At 58.8% G+C, this 24711-nt stretch carries 28 protein-coding genes; 7 read left to right on the top strand and 21 right to left on the bottom strand.

Annotated elements, in window-relative coordinates; genetic code table 11:
* Positions 1 to 33: 33 nt before the first annotated feature.
* Positions 34 to 2592: a DEAD/DEAH box helicase gene (locus tag J2Y91_RS05365; RefSeq protein WP_253537611.1), complete on the top strand. Its 2559-nt coding sequence runs from the start codon at positions 34 to 36 to the stop codon at positions 2590 to 2592.
* 39 nt (positions 2593 to 2631) lie between these two features.
* Here the strand turns inward: J2Y91_RS05365 and sstT are convergent, their stop codons facing one another.
* Together sstT and epmB are read right to left on the bottom strand one after the other, a co-directional pair.
* Positions 2632 to 3870, bottom strand: a complete 1239-nt coding sequence (sstT, locus tag J2Y91_RS05360) for a serine/threonine transporter SstT (RefSeq protein ID WP_048914512.1) — start codon at positions 3868 to 3870, stop codon at positions 2632 to 2634.
* A 229-nt stretch (positions 3871 to 4099) separates the two neighbouring features.
* Positions 4100 to 5128, bottom strand: coding sequence for an EF-P beta-lysylation protein EpmB (gene epmB, locus J2Y91_RS05355; RefSeq protein WP_048914513.1), 1029 nt, complete (start codon positions 5126 to 5128; stop codon positions 4100 to 4102).
* A 41-nt stretch (positions 5129 to 5169) separates the two neighbouring features.
* Between epmB and efp the strand changes: the two genes are divergently transcribed.
* Complete coding sequence (efp, locus tag J2Y91_RS05350; protein ID WP_048914514.1) at positions 5170 to 5736, top strand: elongation factor P; 567 nt, start codon at positions 5170 to 5172, stop codon at positions 5734 to 5736.
* Between the two features lie 139 nt (positions 5737 to 5875).
* Positions 5876 to 6007: an entericidin A/B family lipoprotein gene (locus J2Y91_RS05345; protein WP_048914515.1), complete on the top strand. Its 132-nt coding sequence runs from the start codon at positions 5876 to 5878 to the stop codon at positions 6005 to 6007.
* A 36-nt stretch (positions 6008 to 6043) separates the two neighbouring features.
* Here J2Y91_RS05345 and J2Y91_RS05340 read toward each other — a convergent pair whose 3' ends face one another.
* The 5 genes from J2Y91_RS05340 to frdA form a co-directional block, all read right to left on the bottom strand.
* Positions 6044 to 6568 (bottom strand): lipocalin family protein, encoded by a 525-nt coding sequence (locus J2Y91_RS05340; RefSeq protein ID WP_253537608.1) that lies wholly within the window; start codon positions 6566 to 6568, stop codon positions 6044 to 6046.
* Positions 6569 to 6852: 284 nt separating this feature from the next.
* A complete protein-coding gene (frdD, locus tag J2Y91_RS05335; RefSeq protein WP_253537605.1) occupies positions 6853 to 7209 on the bottom strand; it encodes a fumarate reductase subunit FrdD in 357 nt (118 codons plus the stop codon).
* Between the two features lie 9 nt (positions 7210 to 7218).
* Positions 7219 to 7614 carry a fumarate reductase subunit FrdC gene (frdC, locus tag J2Y91_RS05330; RefSeq protein WP_253537601.1) on the bottom strand — a complete coding sequence of 132 codons (396 nt, stop codon included), beginning with the start codon at positions 7612 to 7614 and terminating at the stop codon, positions 7219 to 7221.
* Positions 7615 to 7624: 10 nt separating this feature from the next.
* The gene (locus J2Y91_RS05325; RefSeq protein ID WP_048914519.1) at positions 7625 to 8359 is read right to left on the bottom strand and encodes a succinate dehydrogenase/fumarate reductase iron-sulfur subunit; all 735 of its coding nucleotides are present in this window, start codon (positions 8357 to 8359) and stop codon (positions 7625 to 7627) included.
* Complete coding sequence (gene frdA, locus J2Y91_RS05320; protein WP_253537598.1) at positions 8352 to 10142, bottom strand: fumarate reductase (quinol) flavoprotein subunit; 1791 nt, start codon at positions 10140 to 10142, stop codon at positions 8352 to 8354. The genes J2Y91_RS05325 and frdA overlap by 8 nt, the downstream gene beginning before the upstream one ends.
* Positions 10143 to 10394: 252 nt before the next feature.
* Here frdA and epmA point away from each other — a divergent pair, with 252 nt between their 5' ends.
* Positions 10395 to 11372 (top strand): elongation factor P--(R)-beta-lysine ligase, encoded by a 978-nt coding sequence (gene epmA / locus J2Y91_RS05315; protein WP_099754289.1) that lies wholly within the window; start codon positions 10395 to 10397, stop codon positions 11370 to 11372.
* A 19-nt stretch (positions 11373 to 11391) separates the two neighbouring features.
* On the opposite strand, the gene aroQ is transcribed toward epmA, so the two are convergent.
* From aroQ to J2Y91_RS05295, 4 genes are read right to left on the bottom strand one after another with little or no spacing between them, the layout of a single operon-like run.
* Positions 11392 to 11835, bottom strand: coding sequence for a type II 3-dehydroquinate dehydratase (aroQ, locus tag J2Y91_RS05310; RefSeq protein WP_048914522.1), 444 nt, complete (start codon positions 11833 to 11835; stop codon positions 11392 to 11394).
* On the bottom strand, positions 11835 to 12671 hold the full coding sequence (locus J2Y91_RS05305) for an amidohydrolase family protein (RefSeq protein ID WP_048914523.1): 837 nt from the start codon (positions 12669 to 12671) through the stop codon (positions 11835 to 11837). The genes aroQ and J2Y91_RS05305 overlap by 1 nt, the downstream gene beginning before the upstream one ends.
* Positions 12671 to 13930 (bottom strand): gallate dioxygenase, encoded by a 1260-nt coding sequence (locus J2Y91_RS05300; RefSeq protein WP_133622634.1) that lies wholly within the window; start codon positions 13928 to 13930, stop codon positions 12671 to 12673. The genes J2Y91_RS05305 and J2Y91_RS05300 overlap by 1 nt, the downstream gene beginning before the upstream one ends.
* 17 nt (positions 13931 to 13947) lie before the next feature.
* On the bottom strand, positions 13948 to 15327 hold the full coding sequence (locus J2Y91_RS05295; protein ID WP_048914525.1) for an MFS transporter: 1380 nt from the start codon (positions 15325 to 15327) through the stop codon (positions 13948 to 13950).
* A 733-nt stretch (positions 15328 to 16060) separates the two neighbouring features.
* Between J2Y91_RS05295 and J2Y91_RS05290 the strand changes: the two genes are divergently transcribed.
* Positions 16061 to 16684 carry a carbonic anhydrase gene (locus tag J2Y91_RS05290; protein ID WP_133622635.1) on the top strand — a complete coding sequence of 208 codons (624 nt, stop codon included), beginning with the start codon at positions 16061 to 16063 and terminating at the stop codon, positions 16682 to 16684.
* Positions 16681 to 18159: a SulP family inorganic anion transporter gene (locus tag J2Y91_RS05285; RefSeq protein WP_133622636.1), complete on the top strand. Its 1479-nt coding sequence runs from the start codon at positions 16681 to 16683 to the stop codon at positions 18157 to 18159. The genes J2Y91_RS05290 and J2Y91_RS05285 overlap by 4 nt, the downstream gene beginning before the upstream one ends.
* Before the next feature lie 43 nt (positions 18160 to 18202).
* On the opposite strand, the gene J2Y91_RS05280 is transcribed toward J2Y91_RS05285, so the two are convergent.
* A complete protein-coding gene (locus tag J2Y91_RS05280; protein WP_048917336.1) occupies positions 18203 to 18907 on the bottom strand; it encodes a pirin family protein in 705 nt (234 codons plus the stop codon).
* Positions 18908 to 19030: 123 nt separating this feature from the next.
* On the opposite strand from J2Y91_RS05280, the gene J2Y91_RS05275 reads away from it, so the two are divergent.
* Complete coding sequence (locus J2Y91_RS05275) at positions 19031 to 19936, top strand: LysR family transcriptional regulator (RefSeq protein WP_099754119.1); 906 nt, start codon at positions 19031 to 19033, stop codon at positions 19934 to 19936.
* Positions 19937 to 19958: 22 nt separating this feature from the next.
* Here the strand turns inward: J2Y91_RS05275 and J2Y91_RS05270 are convergent, their stop codons facing one another.
* The 9 genes from J2Y91_RS05270 to J2Y91_RS05230 form a co-directional block, all read right to left on the bottom strand.
* Positions 19959 to 20105 (bottom strand): hypothetical protein, encoded by a 147-nt coding sequence (locus tag J2Y91_RS05270; protein WP_166643151.1) that lies wholly within the window; start codon positions 20103 to 20105, stop codon positions 19959 to 19961.
* Between the two features lie 153 nt (positions 20106 to 20258).
* Positions 20259 to 21245 (bottom strand): glutathione S-transferase family protein, encoded by a 987-nt coding sequence (locus tag J2Y91_RS05265; protein ID WP_133622637.1) that lies wholly within the window; start codon positions 21243 to 21245, stop codon positions 20259 to 20261.
* A gap of 77 nt (positions 21246 to 21322) precedes the next feature.
* A complete protein-coding gene (locus tag J2Y91_RS05260; protein WP_048917333.1) occupies positions 21323 to 21712 on the bottom strand; it encodes a DoxX family protein in 390 nt (129 codons plus the stop codon).
* Between the two features lie 208 nt (positions 21713 to 21920).
* Complete coding sequence (locus tag J2Y91_RS05255) at positions 21921 to 22202, bottom strand: YqjK-like family protein (RefSeq protein ID WP_048917332.1); 282 nt, start codon at positions 22200 to 22202, stop codon at positions 21921 to 21923.
* A complete protein-coding gene (locus J2Y91_RS05250) occupies positions 22202 to 22594 on the bottom strand; it encodes a phage holin family protein (protein WP_048917331.1) in 393 nt (130 codons plus the stop codon). The genes J2Y91_RS05255 and J2Y91_RS05250 overlap by 1 nt, the downstream gene beginning before the upstream one ends.
* A gap of 1 nt (position 22595) precedes the next feature.
* Entirely contained in the window at positions 22596 to 22901 is a 306-nt protein-coding gene (locus J2Y91_RS05245; RefSeq protein ID WP_048917330.1) for an ElaB/YgaM/YqjD family protein, read from the bottom strand.
* Between the two features lie 41 nt (positions 22902 to 22942).
* The gene (locus tag J2Y91_RS05240; RefSeq protein WP_048917329.1) at positions 22943 to 23311 is read right to left on the bottom strand and encodes a DUF1090 domain-containing protein; all 369 of its coding nucleotides are present in this window, start codon (positions 23309 to 23311) and stop codon (positions 22943 to 22945) included.
* Positions 23312 to 23478: 167 nt separating this feature from the next.
* Positions 23479 to 23868, bottom strand: a complete 390-nt coding sequence (gene mzrA, locus J2Y91_RS05235; RefSeq protein ID WP_048917328.1) for an EnvZ/OmpR regulon moderator MzrA — start codon at positions 23866 to 23868, stop codon at positions 23479 to 23481.
* A complete protein-coding gene (locus J2Y91_RS05230; RefSeq protein WP_048917327.1) occupies positions 23868 to 24539 on the bottom strand; it encodes a DedA family protein in 672 nt (223 codons plus the stop codon). The genes mzrA and J2Y91_RS05230 overlap by 1 nt, the downstream gene beginning before the upstream one ends.
* Positions 24540 to 24711: the final 172 nt, after the last annotated feature.

Raw genomic sequence — 24711 nt, 5'->3', positions numbered from 1 at the left:
CATTCCGCTCTGGTTACTCAGGGATACTGCCCGATGTCGTCCGTCGCTTATAATGAAAAACAGGTCATTCGCTGGCTCGGTGCGCGAACCGTTGCGCGCGCGCGCGATTTGATCGCCAGCGTGCAAAATATAGCGTGGCAGAACACCCTGTTGACCGGCGAAGTACCGGGGCGCAAAGCGGAACCTTTCAACGTTATCGTCCACTTCAGCCGCCCGCAGGGCAGGCTGCATGCCAGCGGCGAGTGCAGCTGCGCGGTGAAAAATAACTGCAAGCACGTGGCGGCGCTGATGCTGGCCAACCTGCAACCGCGCCAGCCGAAGATCGCGGTGGCGCTTGAGACGATTCAGGCCGAGCCGGTGCCGGTCCTGCAGCTGGAGTCACGCGCCAAGTTTATTAGCGGTTATGGCCACTACGGCCATCGCCAGAAGCGCCTCGACTTCGCGGCGGTCAGCTTTGACTACGCCGGAGTAAGGGTGGATGCCAATAGCCGGGCCGAGAGTTTTGCCGACCGCGCCGGGCAGCGTTACCACGTTCAGCGCCATGCCGAAGAGGAGCAGTCGTGGCTGGCGCAGATCGCCAGCATCGGGCTGCAGACCATTCCTGCCGGCCATATCTACACTCCGGCGCCGCTGCCGCCAGCGATCTTCGCACCGGAATCTCCCGCCCTGTGGCGCGACTTTATCAAAAAAGGCCTGCCGGCCCTGCGCAGGCGCGGCTGGCGCGTCAGTATGGACGACGACTTCACCTGGAATATCACCGAGGTGGAAGCGATAGAAGGGCGCGCGGTACAGGGCGATGATGGCTGGTTCGATCTGGAGCTGGCAATGAAAATCGGCCGCCGTCGCGTGCGGCTGGAACCGCTGCTGGCACGCCTGTTTGCCGCCGATCGTCGCTGGATGTCCGGCAATCTCAGCCTGATCCCGGACGATGAGCAGATTGAGCTGCGCGACGAGCGCAACCAGCGCCTGCTGTTCCGCGCCGCACAGCTGAAACCGCTGGTCGGCAACCTGATCGATCTGTTTGACAGTGAAAGCCCACAGCCGCTGAGATTAGCCGCATGGGATGTCGGCCGCCTCAGCCAGGCCGATGACCGCAGCCGCTGGATATTTGACGGCGACAACGCGGTGCACCAACTTGCGGAGCGCCTCAACGGCAATACGGGGGTACAGCCGGTGGCTCCCCCTGCCGGGCTTCGGGCCACGCTGCGCGACTATCAGCAGCAGGGCGTTAACTGGATGCAGTTCCTGCGTCAGCACCAGCTGGCTGGGGTACTGGCGGATGATATGGGGTTAGGTAAAACCATTCAGACGCTGGCGCACCTGCTGGTGGAGAAAGAAGCGGGGCGGCTCGACCGCCCTGCGCTGATCGTGGTGCCGACCACGCTGGTGCACAACTGGTGCTGCGAAGCCGCGCGTTTCGCCCCCGATCTGCGCGTGCTGGCGCTGACCGGCCCGCAGCGCAAAGAGTTTTACCACAGCATTGAACAGTATGACGTGGTGATCACCACCTACTCGCTGCTGTGGCGCGACCAGCCGCAGCTGGTGGCGCACTACTACCACCTGCTGATCCTTGATGAGGCGCAGTACGTGAAAAACAGCGCCTCGCGCGCTGCCTCGGTGATCCGCATGCTGAAAACCCGTCACCGCCTGTGCCTGACCGGTACTCCGCTGGAAAACCACCTCGGCGAGCTGTGGTCGCAGTTTGACTTCCTGCTGCCCGGTTTTCTCGGCAGCGAACGTGACTTTACCCAGCACTGGCGTATTCCGGTGGAGCGCAACGGCGACAAGGTGCGGCGCGAGCTGCTGGCGAAGCGCGTGCGGCCATTTATGCTGCGCCGCCGTAAGCAGGAGGTGGCGAAAGAGCTGCCGCCGAAAAACACCATTGTGCGCAGCGTGGCGCTCGACGGCGCCCAGCGCGAATTGTATGACCAGGTGAAATTGGCAATGCAGGACCGCGTGCAGCTGGCGGTGCAGCAGCAGGGCGCGGGGCGCAGCCATCTGCTGGTGCTGGATGCGCTGCTCAAGCTGCGCCAGATCTGCTGCGATCCGCGCCTGCTGGCCGACCCGCGCGCCGGGAAGGTCAAGCACTCGGCCAAGCTGGCGCTGCTGCGTGAGATGCTGCACGATCTGCTGGCGGAAGATCGCCGGATTCTGATCTTCTCGCAGTTCACCACCATGCTGGCGATCATCGCGGAAGAGCTGACTAAAGCTCGCATCCCGTTTGTCACCCTCACCGGCAGCACCCGCGATCGCACTGCGCCGGTCGAACGCTTCCAAAACGGCGAAGTGCCGGTGTTTCTGATTAGCCTTAAGGCGGGCGGCGTGGGTCTGAACCTGACGGCGGCGGATACCGTGATCCACTACGATCCCTGGTGGAACCCGGCGGCAGAAAATCAGGCCACCGATCGCGCGTACCGCTTAGGTCAGGATAAACCGGTATTTGTCTATAAGCTGATCGCTGCCGATACCATAGAAGAGAAGATTGTGGCGCTGCAGCAGCAGAAAGCCGATCTGGCGGGGGAGATCCTTGATGACGAGCTGAGCGAACCCAGCCAGTTTAGCCCGGACGATTTAACCGCACTTTTCTCATAAATAAGTCGGGGTCAGGCAGGCCTGACCCCTCCCTCAATCCTACGCGTTCTGCCCGATGCGGCGCTCGTCGGCCATGCAGGCCGCGGCGGTAAACAGAATATCCGCCGAAGAGTTCAGCGCGGTTTCCGCTGAGTCCTGCAATACGCCGATAATAAAGCCGACCGCCACCACCTGCATCGCCACCTCATTGGGTATGCCAAACATGTTACAGGCCACCGGGATCAGCAGCAGCGAGCCGCCCGCCACGCCGGATGCGCCGCAGGCGCAAATCGAGGCCACCAGGCTCAGCAGAATAGCCGTGGCCACATCCACCTGAATCCCCAGCGTATGCACCGCCGCCAGCGTCAGTACGGTGATGGTGATCGACGCGCCGGCCATGCTGATATTGGCACCGATCGGAATCGAGACCGAATAGGTGTCTTCATCCAGGCCCAGCTTTTTCGCCAGTGCCATATTCACCGGAATATTGGCGGCTGAGCTGCGGGTAAAGAACGCGGTCACGCCGCTTTCACGCAGGCAGGTAAAGACCAGTGGATACGGATTACGGCGGATCTGCCACCACACCAGCAGCGGGTTGAACACCAGCGCCATCAGCAGCATACAGCCGATCAGCAGCCCCAGCAGGCTGGCATAATCCCACAGCGCATCGAAGCCGGTAGAGGCGAGGATCGAACCGACCAGCCCGAAAATGCCGATCGGCGCAAAGCGGATCACAATACGCACCAGGCGGGTGACTGCATCGGATGCATCGTTGAGGAAAGTGCGGGTGCTCTCGCTGCTGTGGCGGAAGGCAAAGCCAAGGCCGATCGCCCACACCAGAATGCCGATGTAGTTGGCGTTCATCAGCGCGCTAATCGGGTTCGACACCATGCTCATTAGCAGGCCGTGCAGCACTTCAAGGATGCCGGAAGGCGGCACGATCTCGCTGCTGGCCGCGCGCAGCGTCAGGTTCTGCGGCAGCAGATGGCTGGCAACCACCGCGACAACGGCAGCGCAGAAGGTGCTGAGCAGATAGAGGATAACGATCGGGCGGATATTGGTCTTCTGCCCCTGCTGGTGGTTAGCTATCGACGAGATCACCAGCACCAGCACCAGCAGGGGGGCCACGGCTTTCAGCGCGCTGACAAACAGCTCGCCGAGCAGGCCAACCGCCAGCGCATGACTTTTCGAGAACCAGGCCAGGGCAATACCGGCCAGCAGTCCAATCATAATTTGTGTTACCAGGCTGCCCTGAATCAGGCGCTGTATCAGCCCGCGTCCGCTGTTTTCTGTCCGCATAATATTAAATCGCTATTGTTATCGGTGTGTCTGAGAGTTTGCGAGGGGCAGTATAAGGAAATGTTCTGACAGGGGAAGGGAAAAATCAGGTTTTGTCACCTGCGGGCCAGGCATCGGCCCGGGCTGACCACCTGAGTAACAGTGATAAATGGCATAGCGGGGGGCGCACTATGCCGGCACTGCGGTGGTTCTAATATCAGCTACCTGAGTATCTGCTCCCCCCGGTCAATCACTCCTGACGCAGCTGCAAATCGAGCGGCGTTTTGCTCGGCTCACCGCCAATCTCGCGCGCCAGCTTCGGCACCATATAGCCTGACACCATGCTCAGCAGCTGGCGCATGATGGCGCGTGCTTCATCGTCGGAGACATAAAAGTGCGCGGCACCCTGCACTTTATCCAGCACGTGCAGGTAATAAGGCAGGATCCCGGCGTCAAACAGCGCATTGCTCAGCTGCGCAAGGGCGGGGGCATTATCGTTAACGCCGCGCAGCAGCACGCTCTGATTGAGCAGCGTTACCCCGGCACGTTTCAGCATGCGCATGCCGTGGCGCAGATCGTCGTCAATCTCCTGCGCGTGGTTAATGTGCGTGACCATCAGCGTTTGCAGACGCGACTGCGCCAGCCGCTGGCACAGCGCTTCGGTGATGCGTTTCGGGATCACCACCGGCAGGCGGCTGTGAATGCGCAGGCGCTTCAGATGCGGGATCTGCTCCAGTTCGCCGATCAGCCAGTTCAGTTCATGATCCTTCGCCATCAGCGGATCGCCGCCGGAGAAAATAATCTCATCCAGTTCTGGCTGTTGTCGGATATACTCCAGGGCCTGCTGCCAGTTGCGTTTGTTGCCCTGGTTGTCCGAGTAAGGAAAATGGCGGCGGAAGCAGTAACGGCAATTGACGGCGCAGCCGCCTTTGACCAGCAACAGCGCACGATTACGATATTTATGTAACAGACCCGGCACCACGCTGCTCTGCTCATCGAGCGGATCGGTACTGTAGCCCGGTGCATCGACAAACTCCTGCTTTGAGGTGATCACCTGCAGCAGCAGCGGATCCTGCGGATCGCCTTTGCGCATACGTGCCGCAAAGGCGCGCGGGACGCGCAGGGCGAAAAGACGCCGTGCGTCATGGCCTGAAACCAGTTCAGGGTGATGTTGCAACGCTAAAAGTTGCAGTAATTCATCCGGATCAGTGATTACATCAGCAAGTTGATGCAACCAATCTTCTCGCACAGGGGGATTTAGGGTTACAATGTGTGCCATTTTTTTGGCTAAGTACCAGTTATAAATTGTAGAGGGCCTTCATGGCGACTTATTCTAGCAACGATTTCCGTCCCGGTCTTAAAATCATGTTCGAAGGCGAGCCTTATGCCATCGAATCAAGCGAGTTTGTTAAGCCGGGTAAAGGCCAGGCATTCGCACGCGTAAAAATGCGTCGTCTGCTGACCGGAAGCCGCGTTGAGAAAACTTTCAAATCTACCGACTCCGCTGAAGGCGCTGACGTAGTAGATACCAACCTGAACTACCTGTACAACGACGGCGAGTTCTTCCACTTTATGCACCCGGAAACCTTCGAACAGCACCCTGTTGAAGCGAAAACCGTTGGCGATGCGGCTAAATGGCTGCTGGACAATGCAGAGTGCATCGTGACCCTGTGGAACGGCAAACCTATCCAGGTTCTGCCACCGAACTTCGTTGAGCTGGAAATCACCGATACTGACCCAGGCCTGAAAGGCGACACGGCAGGTACCGGCGGCAAGCCAGCGACTCTCTCTACCGGTGCGGTAGTGAAAGTGCCTCTGTTTGTGCAGATTGGCGAAGTGATTAAAGTTGATACCCGTTCTGGCGAATACGTTTCCCGCGTAAAATAAGCCCGATCGAAGGGGCCTGGCATCGTCAGGCCCTTCTTACGTTTCCCCTCAATTTCTTTTATCCCGCAAAACATGCAGGTAGATAAATTACGGCTATGCTTATATCGCTGTGCTTATCTCTAATTAAAAGGAAATTGCTATGAAGAAAAGTATTGTTGCTGTTCTTTCTGTTCTGGTGCTCTCTTCGGTGCTGACGGCCTGTAACACCACGCGCGGCGTGGGTGAAGACGTTGAAGCCGGCGGTAAAGCTATTCAGAAAAGCACTAACTGATCGGTATGATGGGCCGGTGCCTGCGCACCGGCTTTGCTATTGCTGATTCACCCAGATCAGTTTATCCACGGCGAACCCTTCCTGACGTGCCTGTGATACCAGCTGTTCCTTTACCTGCGGCGCCAGCTGCGGCGTGCGCGACAGGATCCACAGATATTCCCGATTCGGCCCGCATACCAGCGCGTGCTGATAATCCTTATCCAGCGAAATCACGTTATATCCACCGTAGAACGGCCCGAAGAACGAGACTTTTAGCGCGGCCTGCTGCGGGGATCCGGTGAAGTACGCTTTGCCGATGCTCTCCTGCCACTTCTGCTTCTTAGGGTTGTAACCCCGATTAACCACCTTCAGGCCACCGTCATCACGCTTGCTGTAGGTTGCCGTCACGTGATCTAACCCACGTTCAAACGGATGGTTAAGGCGGGCGATCTCATACCAGCTGCCAAGATAGCGATCGGCGTCGAAGCCGGAGATCGGGGTGATCCCTTTGGGTGGGGTGGTGGTGCAGGCAACAGAGAGTAGCGCGGCGCCGCCGGCGGTGATCATTTTCCACAGTGACATAGGCCATTCCTTTTATAATGAATGGCCTGAGTATAGTCTCTATTTTGCCGGGCAGTGGCCGGGTATGCCCCTGAGGTATCGACAGAAATGACCTTCATCGCTAAAGGTCGGCTAACCGGTCTGAGCTCAGCCTGAGCACGCCGGAACGGCAAAAGACGCTCCCTGCGGGCCTCGGCACGCGGCATCCCTGCCGCGTGACGTCCGGCTTACCTCAGGCTGAGCTCATCCCCCGCTATCATCGTGCTCGCTGTGAGTTTTCAAACCGCGACGATGAAGCTTCGCCACTACACGGCAATCACCCCAATCACCGCGATTGCGCTCAGCACGGCGGCCATGCCGTAGCACAGCAGTTTGCTGCGCGGGATGTGCACTTTCAGGTCGTGAAGGCTGTGGTGCAGGCGATGCAGGCTGCACCACAGCGGCAGCACAATCACCAGCAGCAGCAGCAGCCTGCCGCCGGGCGACTGCGCGAAGCCGAGAATGCGCTGATAGCTGAATGCATCGGCTGAAGCCCAGCCCAGCGGCAGCAGCAGGCCGACCAGCAGCACCATTACCGGGCTGACCAGCGCGGCCCACATCCCCCCAGCACCAAACAGCCCCCAGAAAATCGGTTCATCCGAACGTTGCGGTTGCGTTTTCATCTTCTCTCCTCAGGCGTTTAGCGCCACGGCCAGCACCACGGCAGTGATAACGATGCATGCTGCCCACAGCCCTTTGATCACCGGCTCCGGCGACAGCTTTTCCCCTTTAACGATAATAATCTGCGCCTTGGGGGCCAGATCGAACCAGGTTTTACTGTGCAGCAGCGCTGCCGCCAGCGTGACGAGGTTCAGCAGCAGCACGATGGGGTGCTGGAGGAAATCAACGAATCCTGCCCAGCTCTGCGGCCCGTTTTTCAGGGCAAACAGCCCGGCGATCAGCTCAATGCTGAACCACAGCGCCGGCAGCGCCGTGCCTTCACGCAGCATATAGAAACGGTAAAACGCCAGCGACTGCCACCAGCTGCCGCGCATCGGGCGAACATAAGCGTTACGTTTTGTGGTCATCACAGCCTCCTTAATGGGGTTTCAGCATGGCAATCAGGAAATCTTTACTGCTTTCAATTTTGCCCTGCTGGATGGCGGCGGCCGGGTCGACGTGTTTCGGGCACACCTGCGAACAGAAGCCGACAAACGTACAGCTCCACACGCCGTTGGCGCCGTTGAGCTGCGGCATGCGCTCTGCCTTGCCCCGGTCGCGGCTGTCAAGGTTATAGCGGTGGGCGAGGGTGATGGCCGCCGGGCCAATAAATTCCGGGTTAAGACCAAACTGCGGGCAGGCGGCGTAGCACAGGCCGCAGTTGATGCAGCCGGAGAACTGGTGGTATTTCGCCATCTGCCCCGGCGTCTGCAGACCCGGGCCTTCACTGGCGCTGCGCGTATTGCCGATGATCCAGGGTTTGATCGCTTCCAGGCTCTCGATAAAGTGGGTCATATCGACCACCAGGTCACGCTCGATCGGGAAGTTCGCCAGCGGCTCAACCTTGATGCCATGAGGATAATCACGCAGGAAGGTTTTACAGGCCAGCTTCGGCACGCCGTTGACCATCATGCCGCAGGAGCCGCAGATCGCCATGCGGCATGACCAGCGGTACGAAAGGTCAAAGGCGAGGTTATCTTTGATAAAGCCGAGCGCATCGAGCAGCGAGGTTTGCTCATCCCACGGCACGGTAAAGAACTCGTGGCGCGGCAGGCGGTCGGTTTCCGGGTTGTAGCGCAGAATTTCAATTTCACGCTGCCTGATGTCACTCATGGGCGGGCTCCTTGGTGGCTTTCTCCTCAGACGCCGCACCGTAAACGCGGGCGGCAGGCGGCAGGCGGGTGATGGCGACCGGCTGATAGCTCACCGTTGGCGCCCCCTGGGCGTTGAATGTGGTCAGGGTGTGGCACAGAAAGTGTTCGTCATCGCGGGTGGTGCAGCCTTCATCCAGCCGCTGGTGCGCACCTCTCGACTCTCTGCGCCCAATAGCCGAGTGCGCCATGCATTCGGCCACGTCCAGACCGTGCCCCAGCTCGACGGTGTAGAGCAGCTCAGTGTTAAACACGCTGGAGCTATCGGTGACGCGCACGTTGTTAAAGCGCTCTTTCAGCTCGGCCAGCTTGTCGATAGTCTTCTGCATCAGCTCGGTGGTGCGGTAGATACCGCAGCCCTCTTCCATCGCCATGCCCATCTCATCGCGCAGCTGCGCCAGGTTCTCGCCACCCTGCGGATTAACCCGCCCGTAAAGCCGCTTTTTGATGTCGCTGCTCTGGGCGCTCAGCGCGGCATCCTGCGCTTTATGCGGTTGCGAAGCGCGCTGTGCGGCCTGCTCACCGGCCAGGCGGCCAAACACCACCAGCTCGGCCAGCGAATTAGAACCCAGTCGATTGGCACCGTGTAACCCGACGGACGAGCATTCACCGACGGCGTACAGCCCCTGAACGGGCGTTTCGCACTGCGCATTCGTCTCAATGCCGCCCATGGTGTAGTGTGCGGTCGGGCGCACCGGGATCGGCGCGACGATGGGATCGACGCCGACATAGGCTTTGCTCAGCTCGCAGATAAACGGCAGCCGCTCGCGCAGCTTTTTCTCCCCGAGGTGGCGCAGGTCGAGATACACCACATCGCCGCGCGGCGTGGAAATGGTGCGGCCAGCACGCCACTCGTGCCAGAAAGCCTGTGAAACCTTATCGCGCGGGCCGAGCTCCATATATTTGTTTCTCGGTTCGCCGAGCGGCGTTTCCGGCCCCATGCCGTAATCCTGCAGGTAGCGGTAGCCCTCTTTATTGACCAGAATACCGCCCTCACCGCGACAGCCTTCGGTCATCAGGATGCCGGAACCCGGCAGGCCGGTTGGGTGATACTGCACAAACTCCATATCGCGCAGCGGCACGCCGTGGCGGAATGCCATAGCCATGCCGTCCCCGGTGACGATGCCGCCGTTGGTGTTGTAGCGGTAGACGCGGCCCGCCCCGCCGGTGGCGAGGATCACCGACCGGCCGCGCACTTCCAGCAGCGTGCCCTCCATCATATTCATCGCCACCAGACCGTGCGTCACGCCGTCATCCACCAGCAGGTCGAGAACGAAATGCTCATCCAGGCGCTGGATCTGCGGATATTTCAGCGAGGTCTGAAACAGGGTATGCAGCATATGGAAGCCGGTTTTATCAGCGGCAAACCAGGTGCGTTCGATCTTCATCCCGCCGAAGCGGCGCACGTTGATCGAACCATCTTCTTTGCGGCTCCACGGGCAGCCCCAAAGCTCCAGCTGCGCCATCTCCTGCGGACAGTGTTCAACAAAGTAGTCGACCACCGGCTGCTCGCACAGCCAGTCGCCGCCCGCTACGGTGTCGTGAAAGTGGGAATCGAAGCTGTCCTGCTGCTGGGTCACGGCGGCAGCCCCGCCCTCGGCGGCAACCGTGTGGCTGCGCATCGGATAGACTTTGGAAATCAGCGTAATCTTCAGTTTCGGGTTGGCTTCTGCGGCGGCGATTGCCGCCCGCAGTCCCGCTCCACCAGCGCCGACAATCACCAGATCGGTATTCAGGGTCTGCACGGTTTACTCCCCATTATTGATGTTTTTCAGGCTTACCAGAGAGATAGCGGCAGGCATTGCCCGCCAGTCGTCGCCCAGTATAGGTGGGTTAAAAATGCGCTAAGTTGATGTGTTCGGGCATTTGGGTGGGTTGCTGGCAAAAAGTCAGCGCAGGTGCCATAAAGGGAGATGAGGGTTTTATTTCCTGGTGAATTGTGTGTTGCTGCGGCGACAGGTAGACTTCCTCCCCCTGACTGACTTAGAGGTAGCAACATGAGCGAAACGTCCAGCTGGCAGCCAAGCGCACCCATCGCAAACTTATTAAAACGTGCGGCAATTATGGCTGAAATCCGGCGTTTCTTTGCCGATCGTGGCGTTCTGGAAGTGGAAACCCCGGCGATGAGCCAGGCGACGGTGACCGATGTCCACCTGTTCCCGTTCCAGACGCGCTTTGTCGGTCCGGGGGCGGCGGCAGGGGTGGATCTCTATCTGATGACCAGCCCGGAGTACCATATGAAGCGCCTGCTGGCGGCCGGAAGCGGCCCGATTTATCAGCTGTGCCGCAGCTTCCGCAATGAAGAGATGGGCCGTCACCACAACCCGGAATTCACCATGCTGGAGTGGTATCGTCCGCACTACGATATGTATCGCCTGATGAATGAGGTCGATGACCTGATGCAGCAGGTGCTGGAGTGCGCCCCGGCGGAAACCCTCTCTTACCAGCAGGCGTTTATCCGCCATCTGGAGATTGACCCGCTGTCGGCGGATAAAGCGCAGCTGCGCGAAGTGGCGGAGAAGCTCGGCGCGGGCGATCTGGCCAACCGCGAGGAAGATCGCGATACCCTGCTGCAGCTGCTGTTTATGCTCGGCGTGGAGCCGGAGATTGGCAAAGAGAAACCCGCCTTTGTTTACCACTTCCCGGCGACCCAGGCGGCGCTGGCGGAGATCAGCACCGAAGATCACCGCGTGGCGGAGCGTTTTGAGGTCTACTTCAAGGGCATCGAGCTGGCGAACGGCTTCCGTGAACTGACCGACAGCCGCGAGCAGCGGCTGCGCTTTGAGCAGGATAACCGCAAGCGCGCCAAAGCCGGGCTACCGCAGCAGCCGATTGATACCAACCTGCTGGACGCCCTGGCGCACGGTATGCCGGATTGTTCCGGCGTGGCGCTGGGCGTCGATCGTATTGTGATGCTGGCGCTGAAGGCGGAAAAGCTGAGCGATGTGATCGCCTTTACCGTCGATCGTTGCTAAGCCAGGTTTCACCCTGGCGTCAGCTCTGCATCCCGATTGCCCGCGCCGCTTCCATCAACGCATAGCGGTAGCCGCGAATGCCGTAACCGCAGATCACGCCCTGCGCCACGTCTGACAGATACGAATGATGACGGAATGGCTCACGCTTGTGCACGTTGGTGATATGCACCTCCCACAGCGGCAGCGCGACGGCGGTGACCGCATCGCGAATCGCCACCGAGGTGTGCGTCCACGCCGCGGGATTGATCACCAGCGCCTGCGCGTGCAGGCGCGCCTGCTGGATCCACTCAATCATCTCGCCTTCGTGGTTGGTCTGGCGAAACTCAATCGCCACGTCCAGCTCCCGGGCGCTGGCGCGACACAGCGCTTCAACGCTGGCGAGGGTATCAGAGCCGTAGGTTTCCGGTTCGCGGGTGCCCAGCAGGTTGAGGTTAGGGCCGTTCAGTACATAGATAGTTCTCATCATGACTCCTGTGATTCAGTAAAGCCAAACAGCCGCTTTGGCGTGTGCCACAGCACCTGGCGGCGGCGTTTCTCGTCGGGGATCAGCTGTTCAATCAGCATCAATTGAGTGCCCATATCCATCCGCTCTCCTGCACGCAGAAACGGCCAGTCAGAGCCCCACATGCAGTTCTCCGCGCCAAACGCCTCCAGCAGCGCCAGCAGGTATGGGTGGCCATCTTTCCAGGGATAGTGCTGATGGGAAAACTTCGCCAGCCCGGAGAGCTTCACGCTGGTCCGCTGCTGGCCTGCCAGCGACAGCAGCGCCTGAAACGCGGGCTGCGCCAGCCCGGCGCTGACGTCCGGCCTGCCAGAGTGGTCAATCAGCAGGCGCGTGCGCGTGCGCGACAGCATCGGCATCAGCGCGGGCAGCTGATCGTTCTGCACCTGAATCTGGGCGAAGAGATCCAGCTCTGCCAGCCTGCCCATCAGGGCATCCAGCTGGACAAAGGGTTCAGTGCCCAGCATCGCCACGTTCAGCGCAATGCCGACAATTCCCTGCGCCTGCAGGCTGGCGAGCGTGTCGCTGTCCACGTCACGCGGCACCACCGCAATCCCCTTAAAACGCCCCGCGCCGCGCTTGATGGTATCCAGCAGGCAGCGGTTGTCGGTGTTGTAGCCTGAGGTCGGGCCGACAATCAGCGAGTGGCGAATGTGGTAAGCCTGCATCACCGCGCGGTAGTAATCCGGCGTCGCCAGCTCGTGGCCGTCAGGGTTATAGGCGCTCTCGGGCGCCCAGGGAAAATTCGCCGGATCAAACACGTGGTGATGACAGTCGATAACCGGTTGCGTCAACATCAGTCTGCTTTCCCCGCCACAGAGTAGAGGACCTGCTGATTGCGCGTCTGCTGGAACTGTTCCAGCGTCTCTCCGCGCATCGCCGAATAGATATGCAGGTTCGAGACACCCACCACCGCACCCAGTTTTTCCAGCAGGAAGAAGCTGACGCCGTAGTGGATCATGCCGCGCCAGTCGAGCTGATTGATCAGCGTCTGCTCTTCAGCGGTCAGCCCGGCTTCATCAAACAGCGCCTGCGGCGCTTCGCGGAAGCGCTTGCGCCACTCCGGCTGGATCATGCGGTGCAGGAAGCGATTGATGCGCAGGGCCTTCAGGCTGCGTGCCTGGGTGAACGGATAGGTGCCCGGCAGCTTTTCCACGCCGTTCATCTGCAGAGTGATCTTATCGCGCTGGCGCTGATGCACATCGACCGGCGCCTCGCGCGACTGGTTTTCGAGGATCAGCGTGGCAATCCCGGTCATCGACGGCAGATAGTAGTCCTGATGCAGTTTCTCCACGTTGGCCGACAGCGCGCCGCGCATAATCAGCCACATAATCACTTCCGCCCCCTCCAGACCGCCCAGGGTGGCATATTCGGCGAGCGTAATCTCGGTCAGGCGCTCAGGGTCGTTAATCAGCAGGTCGATAAACTGCGCGTCCCACTCGGGATTATTAAACCCGCAGCGCTCGCCGTGCACCTGGTGCGACACGCCGCCGGTCGCCACCACGGCCACCTTTAAATCTTCCGGGAAGCTTTCAACCGCGCGTTTCAGCGCCTGGCCCAGCTTGTAACAGCGCCGCGCCGTGGGGATGGGGAACTGGAGCACCCCGACCGCCAGCGGGACGATCTGCATCGGCCAGCCACCCTGCCAGGGTGCCAGCGCCGACAGCGGCGAAAACAGGCCGTGATCCAGCGCTTTATCCTGGAAGAAGGACATATCGAACTCATCGGCCATCAGGCTGGCGCCAATATGCTGCGACAGGGCGGCATGACCACGCACCGGAGGCAGATCGCGCGCGCCGCCCCCTTCATCCGCAACGGCGTACTGGTCGTCAATGCCCAGCACAAAGGCCGAATAGTGGTCGAAGAAGAATGAGGTGACGTGATCGTTGAACACGTACAGCAGCACGTCCGGTTTCTTCTCCTCCAGCCAGCGCTGCATCGGCGCAAAGCCGTCGAAAATCGGCGCCCAGGCGCCTTCCTGCTGCTTATTGTGATCGACCGCAAAGCCAATCGTAGGGGTGTGAGAAACGGCCAAACCGCCGATAATTTTTGCCATGAGTGGTGACCTCTGGTTTAACGGTTATTCAGGGTACGCGACAGGGACGGCAGGTCATTAAGGTCGATGCCTTTGACCTGACGGGACACCTGAGCGGGGTGATGTCGGGTGATTGAAAGCGCCGCTAATACAGCCGGGAGCGACAAAACGATAAAAATAGCGGTCTGCCCCGGGAACACGCCGAGCAGCACGCCGCCCAGGGAAGAGCTGATAATGGCCCCGCTGCGGCCGATGCCGTGCATCCAGCACACGCCGGTGGCGCGCATTTCGGTCGGGTAAAATGCCGGAGAAAATGCCTGCAGGCCGGTCTGCGCACCGTTGATGCACACCCCGGCAAGGAACACCAGCAGCGCCAGCAGCGACGGGCCAAAGCCCCAAATGCCCTGAGAGACGAGGCACAGGCTGCCCATCAGATAGAACAGCGCGATAACGTATTTCGCCTTAAAGCGGTCCATCAGCCCGCCGACCAGCAGTCCGCCAACCGTGCCGCCCAGCTGGAACAGACCGGCGACGATCGCCGCCCGCTCCAGCGTTACGCCGCCAGAACGCATAATGGTCGGCAGCCAGCCGTTCAGCAGATAGATGACGAACAGCCCCATGAAGTAGGTGAGCCACAGCACCAGCGTCCCGCCCGCATAGCCGCGGCTGAACAGCTGCAGCACCTGCGCTTTTTTCGGGATCAGCGGAGCATTGAGAATAAAGGCGGTGCCTGCGGAAAACTCGCCCCCCAGCCGCTGCAGCACGGCAGCGATCTTGTCGCGGCTGACCTTGCGCACCACCATATACATCGCCGATTCCGGCAGTAACCACACCAGCAGCGGCAGCATCAGCAGCGGCAGCAGGCCGCCCAAACCGAGCACGGACTGCCAGCCATAATGCGGCAGCATTCCGGCCGCGACAAACCCGCCCAGCCCCGAACCAATATTAAAACCGCTATACATCACGGTGATCATCAGGCTGCGGCGGCGCTCCGGCATATATTCTGATACCAGGGTCACGCAGTTGGGCATGACCGCACCCAGCCCGAGGCCGGTAAGAAAGCGCAGCGCGCCCATTTCCAGCGGGGTGCGGGCGAAGGCGCTCAGCAGACTGAAGCTGGAGAAGACGGCAATCGACAGCAGCAGGACGCGCTTGCGGCCAAATTTATCGGACCACGGGCCGGCAATCAGCGCGCCAAGCGCCACGCCAAACATGGCAGCACCCAAAATAGGCCCCATCTCTGCGTGGCTGATGCCCCAGTCCTCAATCAGCGCCGGAGCAATAAAACCCATCGCCGCCGCGTCGTAGCCATCAAACATGATGATGATGAAACACAGGGCGAGGGTCAGCCACTGGTATCCGGTGATCGGGCGGGAGTCGATCCAGCCTTTTACATCGATAATGTCGTGATTGCTCATAGGATACGCTCTGATTTTTTTATTGATAACGTCTACGGGTTAAGAATTTTCTCTGGCGTGACTCACCTTAAGGAATTCACTCTAACCCGATTACAGGGATAAGTATTATTATTTTTTGCTGTTAAAACAGTTTGTTACGAGTTTCATTGTTTTTACTTCCACTACCAACTTAGGGATAGCCCATAGATTTGTCTGCCATAAAATCGTTATGAGGGTATGAGTTTTGTTTATTTGGTGAGCTGTGTCGTAATTTTATCAATCGGGGGAAGCAGGCAACAAGGGCGGGAAACGCCGAAAGAGGAAGAATGTAAATCTGATTAAATAAATCCGCATCTGCTGACAATTATTGATAAATAGAGTGACTAAATAATAAAGCGTTGTAGAGCAATAAGATAATATTGCGCGTTGCGCAGGGCGGATAATAATTATGATTAAATTAATTACTTTAAGAGACGTGGGTATTTTATTTAGATGATAATCTGAAATTTTATTTTTTATATCTCTATGAATTGATGGTGTTTTTATATATCGATAAGTAAAGGGTATGACGCGCGCATGCAGGAATATCCACGCAATAGAAAGCGAATTTAATTAAAATTACAAATGCACTATTTACTGCTAGTTAAGATTAGTCTTAATCCATTTCTATTAACTAAGATGTTAAAACTTATTTCCAGGTCCATCAGTTAATCGATGACAGCGATAATCCGTTTTGCGGAGAAGAGAGGCTATTTTGACGACACTTAAACCCTTGTTAGCTAAAAATCGCAGTTGGGCATTACAGCGACGCCAACGTCATCCGCACTATTTCCGGCAAAATGTAGATGGGCAGCAGCCGCACTCATTGTGGATCGGCTGCTCCGACAGTCGCGTCCCGGCGGAAGTGCTGACCGGTGCGCATCCCGGCGAGCTGTTTGTGCATCGCAACATCGCCAATATGGTGGTGAGCAACGACGATAACTTTATGAGCGTCTTGCAGTATGCAATTGAATACCTGAAGGTTTCACGCATCGTGCTGTGCGGTCACTACGGCTGCGGCGGGGTGCAGGCGGCCCTGACGCTGCCGGATATGCCGCTGAGCGACGAGAACTCCGCGCTGGCGCGGCGCATCAGCCAGCTGCGCCAGGCGCTGTCGGCCGATCTGGCTCCGCTGAGCGCGCAAGAGCAGCAGGGTGAGCATCTCAACCGGCTGGTGGAAGCGAACGTGCTGGCGCAGTTTGCCCAGCTGGTCAAAACCGCCCCGGTTGTGAAAGCCTGGCGGGAGAAGAGCGATCTTGACCTGTTTGGCTGCGTCTATGACCTGCACAGCGGCCATCTGAAGGAGCTGATTCAGCAAACAGAGGAGGCCAGCGCGTGAACCTGAAAACCTTACGACAGGATATTCCGGCCGGGCTGGTGGTGTTTCTGGTGGCGCTGCCGCTGTGCCTTGGCATTGCGCAGGCCAGCGGGCTGCCGCCGTTTGTCGGGCTGCTGACCGGCGTGGTCGGCGGGCTGGTGGTGACCACGTTCAGTCCGTCAAAGTTTGCCGTCAGCGGGCCGGCGGCCGGGCTGGTGACCATCGTCACCGGAGCGATTGAAACGCTGGGGTCGTTCTCCGCGCTGCTGCTGGCGCTGATTATCGCCGGGGTGCTGCAGTTTATGTTCGGCGTACTGCGCGCCGGGCGCTTTATCAGCCTGGTGCCGGGTACGGTGATCAAAGGCATGCTGGCGGCAATTGGTATTCTGCTGATTATCCAGCAGATCCCGGTGGCGCTGGGCGCAAAAGGGGAGAGCGACCTGACCTCGCTGCTGACCGGCGGTTCGCTAAATATCTCCCTGCCGGCGGTGGCGGTGTCGCTGAGCGGGCTGCTGATCCTCTGGCTGTGGACCACGCCCGCCGTGAAGCGCAATAAATGGCTGGCCTGGGCGCCCGGCCCGCTGGTGGCGGTGCTGCTGGGCTGCCTGGCGACCGTGTTTGGCGCGCGGCTGATGCCCGAGCTCTCTGCCGGTCTGCCGCGCATTTCACTGCCCGCGTTCGACAGCATTCAGGCGCTGACCGGCGAGCTGGAGCGCCCCGACTGGCTGGCGTGGCAGAACCCGGCGGTGTATATCGTGGCGCTGACGCTGGCGATTGTTGCCAGCCTGGAAACGCTGCTCAGCCAGGAAGCGCTGAAAAAGCTGCGGCCGCAAAATCCGCCGCCGTCGCCGGATAAAGAGATGCGCGCGCAGGGTATCGGTAATGCACTCTGTGGTTTTCTCGGCGGCCTGCCGATCACCGCGGTGATCGTGCGCAGTTCGGTCAACGTCAGCGCGGGGGCACAGAGCAAGCTGTCGATCCTGCTGCACGGCGTGCTGCTGCTGATCTGCGGGCTATGGTTCAGCGGCATGCTTAACGCCATTCCGCTGGCAAGCCTGGCCGCCGTGCTGCTGTATACCGGCTATAAGCTGGCGGCGCCGGGCCTGTTTGTCGCGCAGATGCGTCAGGGGGCGCAGCAGTCGGTGCCGTTCCTCGCCACCGTTGGCGGCATTCTGATATTTGGCATGCTGGCGGGGATCGGCATTGGCCTCGCGACGCAGCTGCTGTTCAGCATCTATCAAAGCCACCGCAACGCGATGCATCTGACGCGCTACGACGACCACTACGTGCTGAGCTTCCAGCAGAATCTGACCTTTATGCATAATCCACGGCTGAAGGGGCTGCTGGCGGAGATCCCGGAAAATAGCGTGGTGATTGTCGATCACGACAGCGCGGAATATATCGACCCGGACGTTAAAGCGCTGCTGAAAGATTTTGGCGAAGGGGCGAAGAAACGCGGGATCCAGCTCAACCAGTGGCCGGTTAAGCTGGCGTAGGCAAATTCACGCTGCGCGGAGGGGATCGGCGTGCTCGCTGTGGTTAAACCGGTAGATCAATCACCAGCGCGCGCAGCGGGGTTTCTGCCGTCAGCGTCACGCTCTGCTCTTCGCGCAGGAAGGCGCCGTCGCCGCAGGTCAGGCTTTCCTGCTGCTGCGACTGGGTTACCGCCTTTAGTGAACCGTGGATCGATTGCAGGTAGGCGCGTGCGCCGTGCAGCGGCAGGCTGAAACTTTCGCCCGGCTCCAGCAGCACCTGATGCACCCACGCCTGCTGGCGCAGCTGCAGGCTGCCGTCGCTGCCGTCCGGAGAGGCTAATAGCGTATAGCGCTGGCAGTCAGGTAGTGCCATGCGCTGCACTGCGCTGTTCTCGCGCAGCGGGCAGGCGTCCAGCCACAGCTGCATACGCGTCAGGCTGCTCTCTTTACTGGTGTTATGTTCTGAATAGCTCACCCCCGCCTGCGTCGCCAGCAGCAGCGCTTCACCCGCCTGCGCCGTGACGTGGTTGCCCTCGCTGTCGCGATACTCGGCCGTGCCCTGCAAAATCAGATTGAGGACATCGACCTTCGGGTAGGTGCGTGGTTGAAAGGAAGCCCCTGGTGCCAGCACTTCCTGGTTCAGCACGCGCAATGACGCGTAGCCGAGCAGTTTTGGATCAAAATAGTGACCAAAGGAGAAGGTATAGCGCGCCTGCAGCCAGCCATAATCGGCTGTGCCACACTGCTCTGCGGTTCGACTGGTAATCATACGTTTCTCCTTATTGGCCGGACTGGACCGGCCTTATTATCCTGTTATGTTAAGTTTCTGGACGGCGGATTGTTAGCCAGTTAATCTGCTGGCTATATTCAAATTTCCTGACAGAGAATTACTATGGCCAAAGATCGTGCTCTGACGCTGGAAGCGCTGCGTGTCATGGATGCCATCGATCGTCGGGGCAGTTTTGCCGCCGCCGCCGACGAACTCGGCAGAGTCCCCTCCGCCCTCAGTTATACAATGCAGAAGCTGGAGGAGGAGTTGGATGTGGTGCTGTTTGACCGTTCGGGTCACCGCACCAAGTTCACCAACGTCGGGCGCATGCTGCTGGAGCGCGGGCGCGTGCTGCTGGAAGCGGCCGATAAGCTGACCACCGATGCGGAAGCGCTGGCGCGCGGCTGGGAAACGCATCTGACCATTGCCGCCGAGGCGCTGGTCTCGACCGAGCTGCTGTTCCCGCTGGTGGAGAGGCTGGCAGACAAAGCCAATACCCAACTGTCGCTGATGACGGAGGTGCTGGCCGGCGCGTGGGAGCGCCTGGAGCAGGGGCGTGCCGATATTGTGATTGCCCCGGACCTGCATTTTCGCGCCTCGTCTGAAATTAACACCCGCAAGCTGTATACGCTGCTCAGCGTCTATGTTGCCAGCCCGGAACACCCGATCCATCAGGAACCTGAACCGCTGTCGGAAACCACCCGGGTTAAATATCGCGGCATTGCGGTGGCGGATACCGCCCGCGAACGTCCGGTGCTGACGGTAACGCTGCTCGACAAGCAGCAGCGCCTGACGGTCAGTACCATTGAAGATAAGCATCGTGCGCTGCTGGCGGGGCTGGGCGTCGGCACCATGCCGTATTCGATGGTGGAAAAGGATATTAACGAAGGGCGCCTGCGGGTGGTCAGCCCGGAATATACGCGGGAAGTGGATATTATTATGGCGTGGCGGCGTGACAGTATGGGTGAAGCGAAGTCATGGTGCCTGCGGGAGATACCAAAGCTGCTGGCAAAACAGCGCCAGAGTTAACCCCCCGCAGCACGCTGACGGGTCAGGACGCGGGATTATCTGACGCAGCGATCTCCTGGCTATGTTGAATACCGCTGAAGGTTGAAAAAGTCTGATAGTAATAGTGGCCGACAAACGCCACATAGCACAGCATCACGACGGCAAGGCAGAAAGCGAGGGGTTTGATCATGGCTTCTCTCCGGGTTGAAATCTGGCGGATATCCCGCATCAGGCGAATACATCAATAAAGATACGTAAGCGCCAGAGGCGGGAAGTTGTGCCAGATCAAGAAATGGCCGGAGAAGCCGGGAGCGAAAGTTGATTTCGCTCCTTATGTCAAAAATCAGCCAAAGTGACGGTCGCGTCCGTGCGGCTCATCCCAGTCCCAGGCCGGGCCGAGTGAGATCACGCCGCTCGGATTGATGGTTTTGTGGCTGCAGTAGTAGTGATGGCGGATATGCTCAATATTCACCGTCTCGGCCAGGCCCGGCATCTGGTACAGATCGCGCAGGAAACCGTTGAGATTGAGACAGTCGCCGATGCGATGGCGGTCGCACTTAAAGTGGGTGACGTACACCGGGTCGAAGCGCACCAGCGTGGTCCACAGCCGAATATCGGCTTCGGTCAGCTGCTCCCCGGTCAGATAGCGATGCTTGCCGAGGATCGACTCCAGCCGATCCAGCGCGATGAATAGCGCATTCACCGCCTCATCGTAAGCCGCCTGGCTGGTGGCAAATCCTGACTTATACACGCCATTGTTGACGCTGTCGTAGATCCAGGCGTTCAGCTCATCAATTTCTGCCCGCAGGTTTGCCGGATAATAATCGCCGGCGCGCGCGCCTACGCCATCAAATGCGCTGTTCAGCATGCGGATGATATCGGCGGACTCATTGCTCACGATGGTGTGCTGATGTTTATCCCACAGCACCGGCACGGTAACGCGCCCGCTATACTGCGGGTCTGCATGCAGGTAAAGTTGGTAAAGATATTCGTTCTGATACAGGCTGTCGCCGGTAGCAGCAGGGAAATCTTCATCAAACGTCCAGCCGTTCTCCAGCATCAGCGGATGCACCACGGAGACGGTGATCATCTCCTCCAGCCCTTTCAGCTGGCGCATAATCAGCGTGCGGTGCGCCCACGGGCAGGCCAGTGAAACATACAGGTGATAGCGCCCCGCCTCCGCCTGAAATCCACCCTTGCCGTGCGGGCCTGCGCTGCCATCGGCAGTGACCCAGTTGCGAAAGGCCGATTCGGAGCGTTTAAAGCGGCCGCCGGTCGATTTGGTGTCATACCACCGATCGTGCCAGACGCCGTCAATAAGTTGTCCCATACTTCCTCCCTGTGCTGCTGCAAATGAAAAGGGGCGAGGATATGATCCCCGCCCCCGATAAAATCAGTATAGCGAACTTACCACTTCTTACCCAACGCCCGGTCGATGCTGAATGCGCCAGGGCCGGTGATAGCCAGCAGCAGGAAACCGCCTGCAATGCTGACATTTTTCAGGAACATGGTTGAGCCATCAACGGCGAAATTACTGTGCGCCAGAATCGCCGTCAGGATGGTGAACACCGCAGTAATCAGCGCGGTGGTACGGGTGAAAAAGCCAAATACGATAGCCAGACCACCGCCAAACTCCAGCAGCACGGTTAGCGGCACAAACAGCGCCGGAATGCCCATGGAGGCCATAAACTGCTGCGTACCTTCGTAGTTGGTCAGTTTGCCCCAGCCTGCCACAATAAACAGCACAGCCATCAGGATACGCGCCAGTACCATACCGCTATCTTCTAATTTTTTCATGATTACCCCAAACAAGAATTGAAGGTCGTGCAGCAGCCCGACCGAGCTTTTACTTAGGCCTGAGGCGTCTTAAGCGCACACTGCCGTTCGTTGCTGGAGATAATATGCGCGGGATGAAATTATTGTAAGCGAGATAATCTGTCGAAGTTGTTCAAGAAAACTGGTGAGGTGCAGCCGCCGGTTAAGCGCGGCTGTAAAAGCAGAACGATCAACGGCGGGGCAGATAGTTACGCACTACGCGCCAGGTACTCCACAGGCCCAGGCCACGTCGGGCCAGGCGCCCGAGTTTGCGCGGGTTGCGCGCCGACCAGATGGCCATCAGACCACTGCCGAGCGCCAGATAGCGTTTCGCGCTGAGGAGAGCCAGCCAGCCGTGGTCGTAGCGCTCGGTCCGTACGAGCCAGGCTTTACGCCCGGCACTCAGGTCCAGGCGCTGCTGCTGGATCTCCTTCAGCAGCGCCGCCTTTCGGGCTTCACGTTCACGGCTCATCACTCATCCTCCAGCAGCTTGCGGTCTTCCGACAGCTCCTTGCGGGTGGCGCTGAGCAGGGTAGAACGCCGCGATTTTGCCAGCGTCCACAGGCCCAATATCAAGGCCAGAGCGAACAGCACGCCGGTGGTAATGGCAATTGCCATCAGCCGGTATTGTGCATCTACTGCCCAGATAATCAGCACCATCAGGCTCATCAGACCAAACGCGGTGAACAGCATAGTCAGGCCAATCATCAGCAGCATCTGAATCAGATTGGCTTTTTCAGCTTCCAGCTCCACCACCGCCAGACGGATACGGGTTTCAACCATGCCGACCAGCGTGGTGACGATGCGCTGCCCGATGTTAATGACCCCTTTGCCGGGGCCCTGGCTTTGACGGTTATCAGCCATATTAACGACGGGTCAGCAGCACGCCCAGAACCACACCGACAGCAGCACCGATACCCACGCTGGTCCATGGGTTATCGCGCACGTAGACATCGGTGCGCTCTGCTGCTTCACGCGTGGTCTGCGCGATGCGGTCGCCAGAGTCACCCAGGCGGGCACGGGTATCTTTCAGCGCGCTCTGTGCTTTACTGCGCAGCTTATCCAGCTCGGTTTTGGATTTTTCAGTTGAGGAGCTAAGCACTTCTTCCAGCGTGTCAGCCAGGTTTTTCAGCTCGGCGCGCAGATGTTCTGAGGTAGTATCTTTAGACATGGAAAACTCCTTTAATAATATTAAGTAGCGTTGACAGGGCCTTAATAGGGGGCAGCCTGCACTTCCTTCAATTCATGTTGGGCTTCGGCCAGTTTCTTTTCACGCTTGGCGATCTTTTCCTGGTCATCACCGTCCGCAACCTGTTTCAGTTCCTGCTGGCGCTCGGCCACTTTTTGCTGATGCTGCTTAATCTTTTCCTGACGTGCATCTCTCAGGCTGGCATCGCTACAGGTGGCGCGAGTTTCCGTCAGCGCACGTTCCAGTCCGGTGACCCGGCGCTGGTTATCATGCTTTTGCGCAAGGTCGATTTCGTGCTGGATAGACTGCTCTTTCTGCTCGCACAAGGACGCCGCCTGGCTAAAGGTGGCCAGAGCCAGCAGGCTTGCACCGAGGATAATGCGGTATGTCATAGTGGTCGTAACCTTCCTTTGCGCGGATATCGGGATCGAAGATATCGTGTTCCTGAAACAGGGGTGTCGCTATTTACGGCTTATAAAGCATAGACAGAAAACGGCGAAAGCTCAAAAAGAGAGAGGATTCTTAGGGATAGCCCCGCACGAGCGCGGGGCGAGAGGGCTTAGCCGATGGATTGCGTACGCAGGCTGATGCGGTTAATCCAGTTCGATGCACCCTGATTATCCAGCCGTGCGATATCAAATCCGTAAGGCAGCAGTTCACGCAGCACCTTTTCGGCGGCGGCGCTCTGCTCCTGGGAGTCGAACTTGATCACCAGGGAATTCTGCTCCGGCGTGATGCTTTTGATATGGATGCCCTGCGCGTTCAGGCGCTGGTAGACATAAAAGCCGTCGGGCAGGCTGATCCCCTGGCGCGACGCGCGAATTTGCAGGGCGGTATCGCTGCGAAACAGCGCAGGTACCATCGCCAGGCCAAGCAGCGCCACCACTGCCAGCGCCAGCCAGGGAAGCAGCCGCAGCGAGCGTGCGGGCAGTTTAATAAAGTCAGGCATTATGAGTTTCCTTTCTCATTAGAATGTTTTTTGCGCCACAGGACGTAAAGCGAACCAAACAAGCCGAACACCAGCAGCACCAGCGGCAGTAACATCAGGCAGAACATCAGCTGATCTTCATATTTGCGGAAAATCGGCGTCTTACCGAGCGCAAAGCCCATTACGGTCAAAATCAGCACCCACAGCAGGGCGCTCATCCAGTTAAAAAACTGAAAGCGCGCATTGCTCAGGCCAGACAGGCCGGCGATAGTGGGCAGCAGCGTGCGGACGAATGCAATAAAACGGCCAATCAGCAGGGCTGACAGCCCGTGGCGGTGAAACATCTGGTGTGCGCGCTGATGGTACTGCGCCGGCAGATGCGCCAGCCATTTCTGCACGGTGGCGGTGTTGCCCAGCCATCGCCCCTGAATATAGCTGACCCAGCAGCCGAGGCTGGCAGCGGTGGTAAGAATAAATATCGTCAACGGGAAGCTCATGGTGCCTTTGGCAATGAGTACGCCGACCAGAATCAGCAGGCTGTCGCCAGGCAGAAAAGCGGCGGGCAGCAGGCCGTTTTCGAGAAAAAGGATCATAAACAGTACAAAATAGATGGCCCAGACCAGCGTCGGGTCAGCCAGAGTGGCGTAATCCTGTTGCCACAGCGCCTGCACCAGAGATTTGAAAATATCCATTAATCGTCCTGTACACCAAAGTAGGCTCGTCTTACAGCTATTTACACACTTAATTAATCATTTTAGCGGTGCTTTTTGCCATGTAACGAGCGGCTGAACAGCGAAGCCAGTGAAAATCACTGTGCTTTTTGCACCCTGTTGCAAGAGTAAAAAAAGCCAGATAACTGTAACA

This window comes from Erwinia aphidicola, from assembly GCF_024169515.1.
GTDB lineage: Bacteria > Pseudomonadota > Gammaproteobacteria > Enterobacterales > Enterobacteriaceae > Erwinia > Erwinia aphidicola.
Note: the sequence above shows the minus strand (reverse complement) of the source record. Positions and strands in the feature narration are given on the sequence as shown.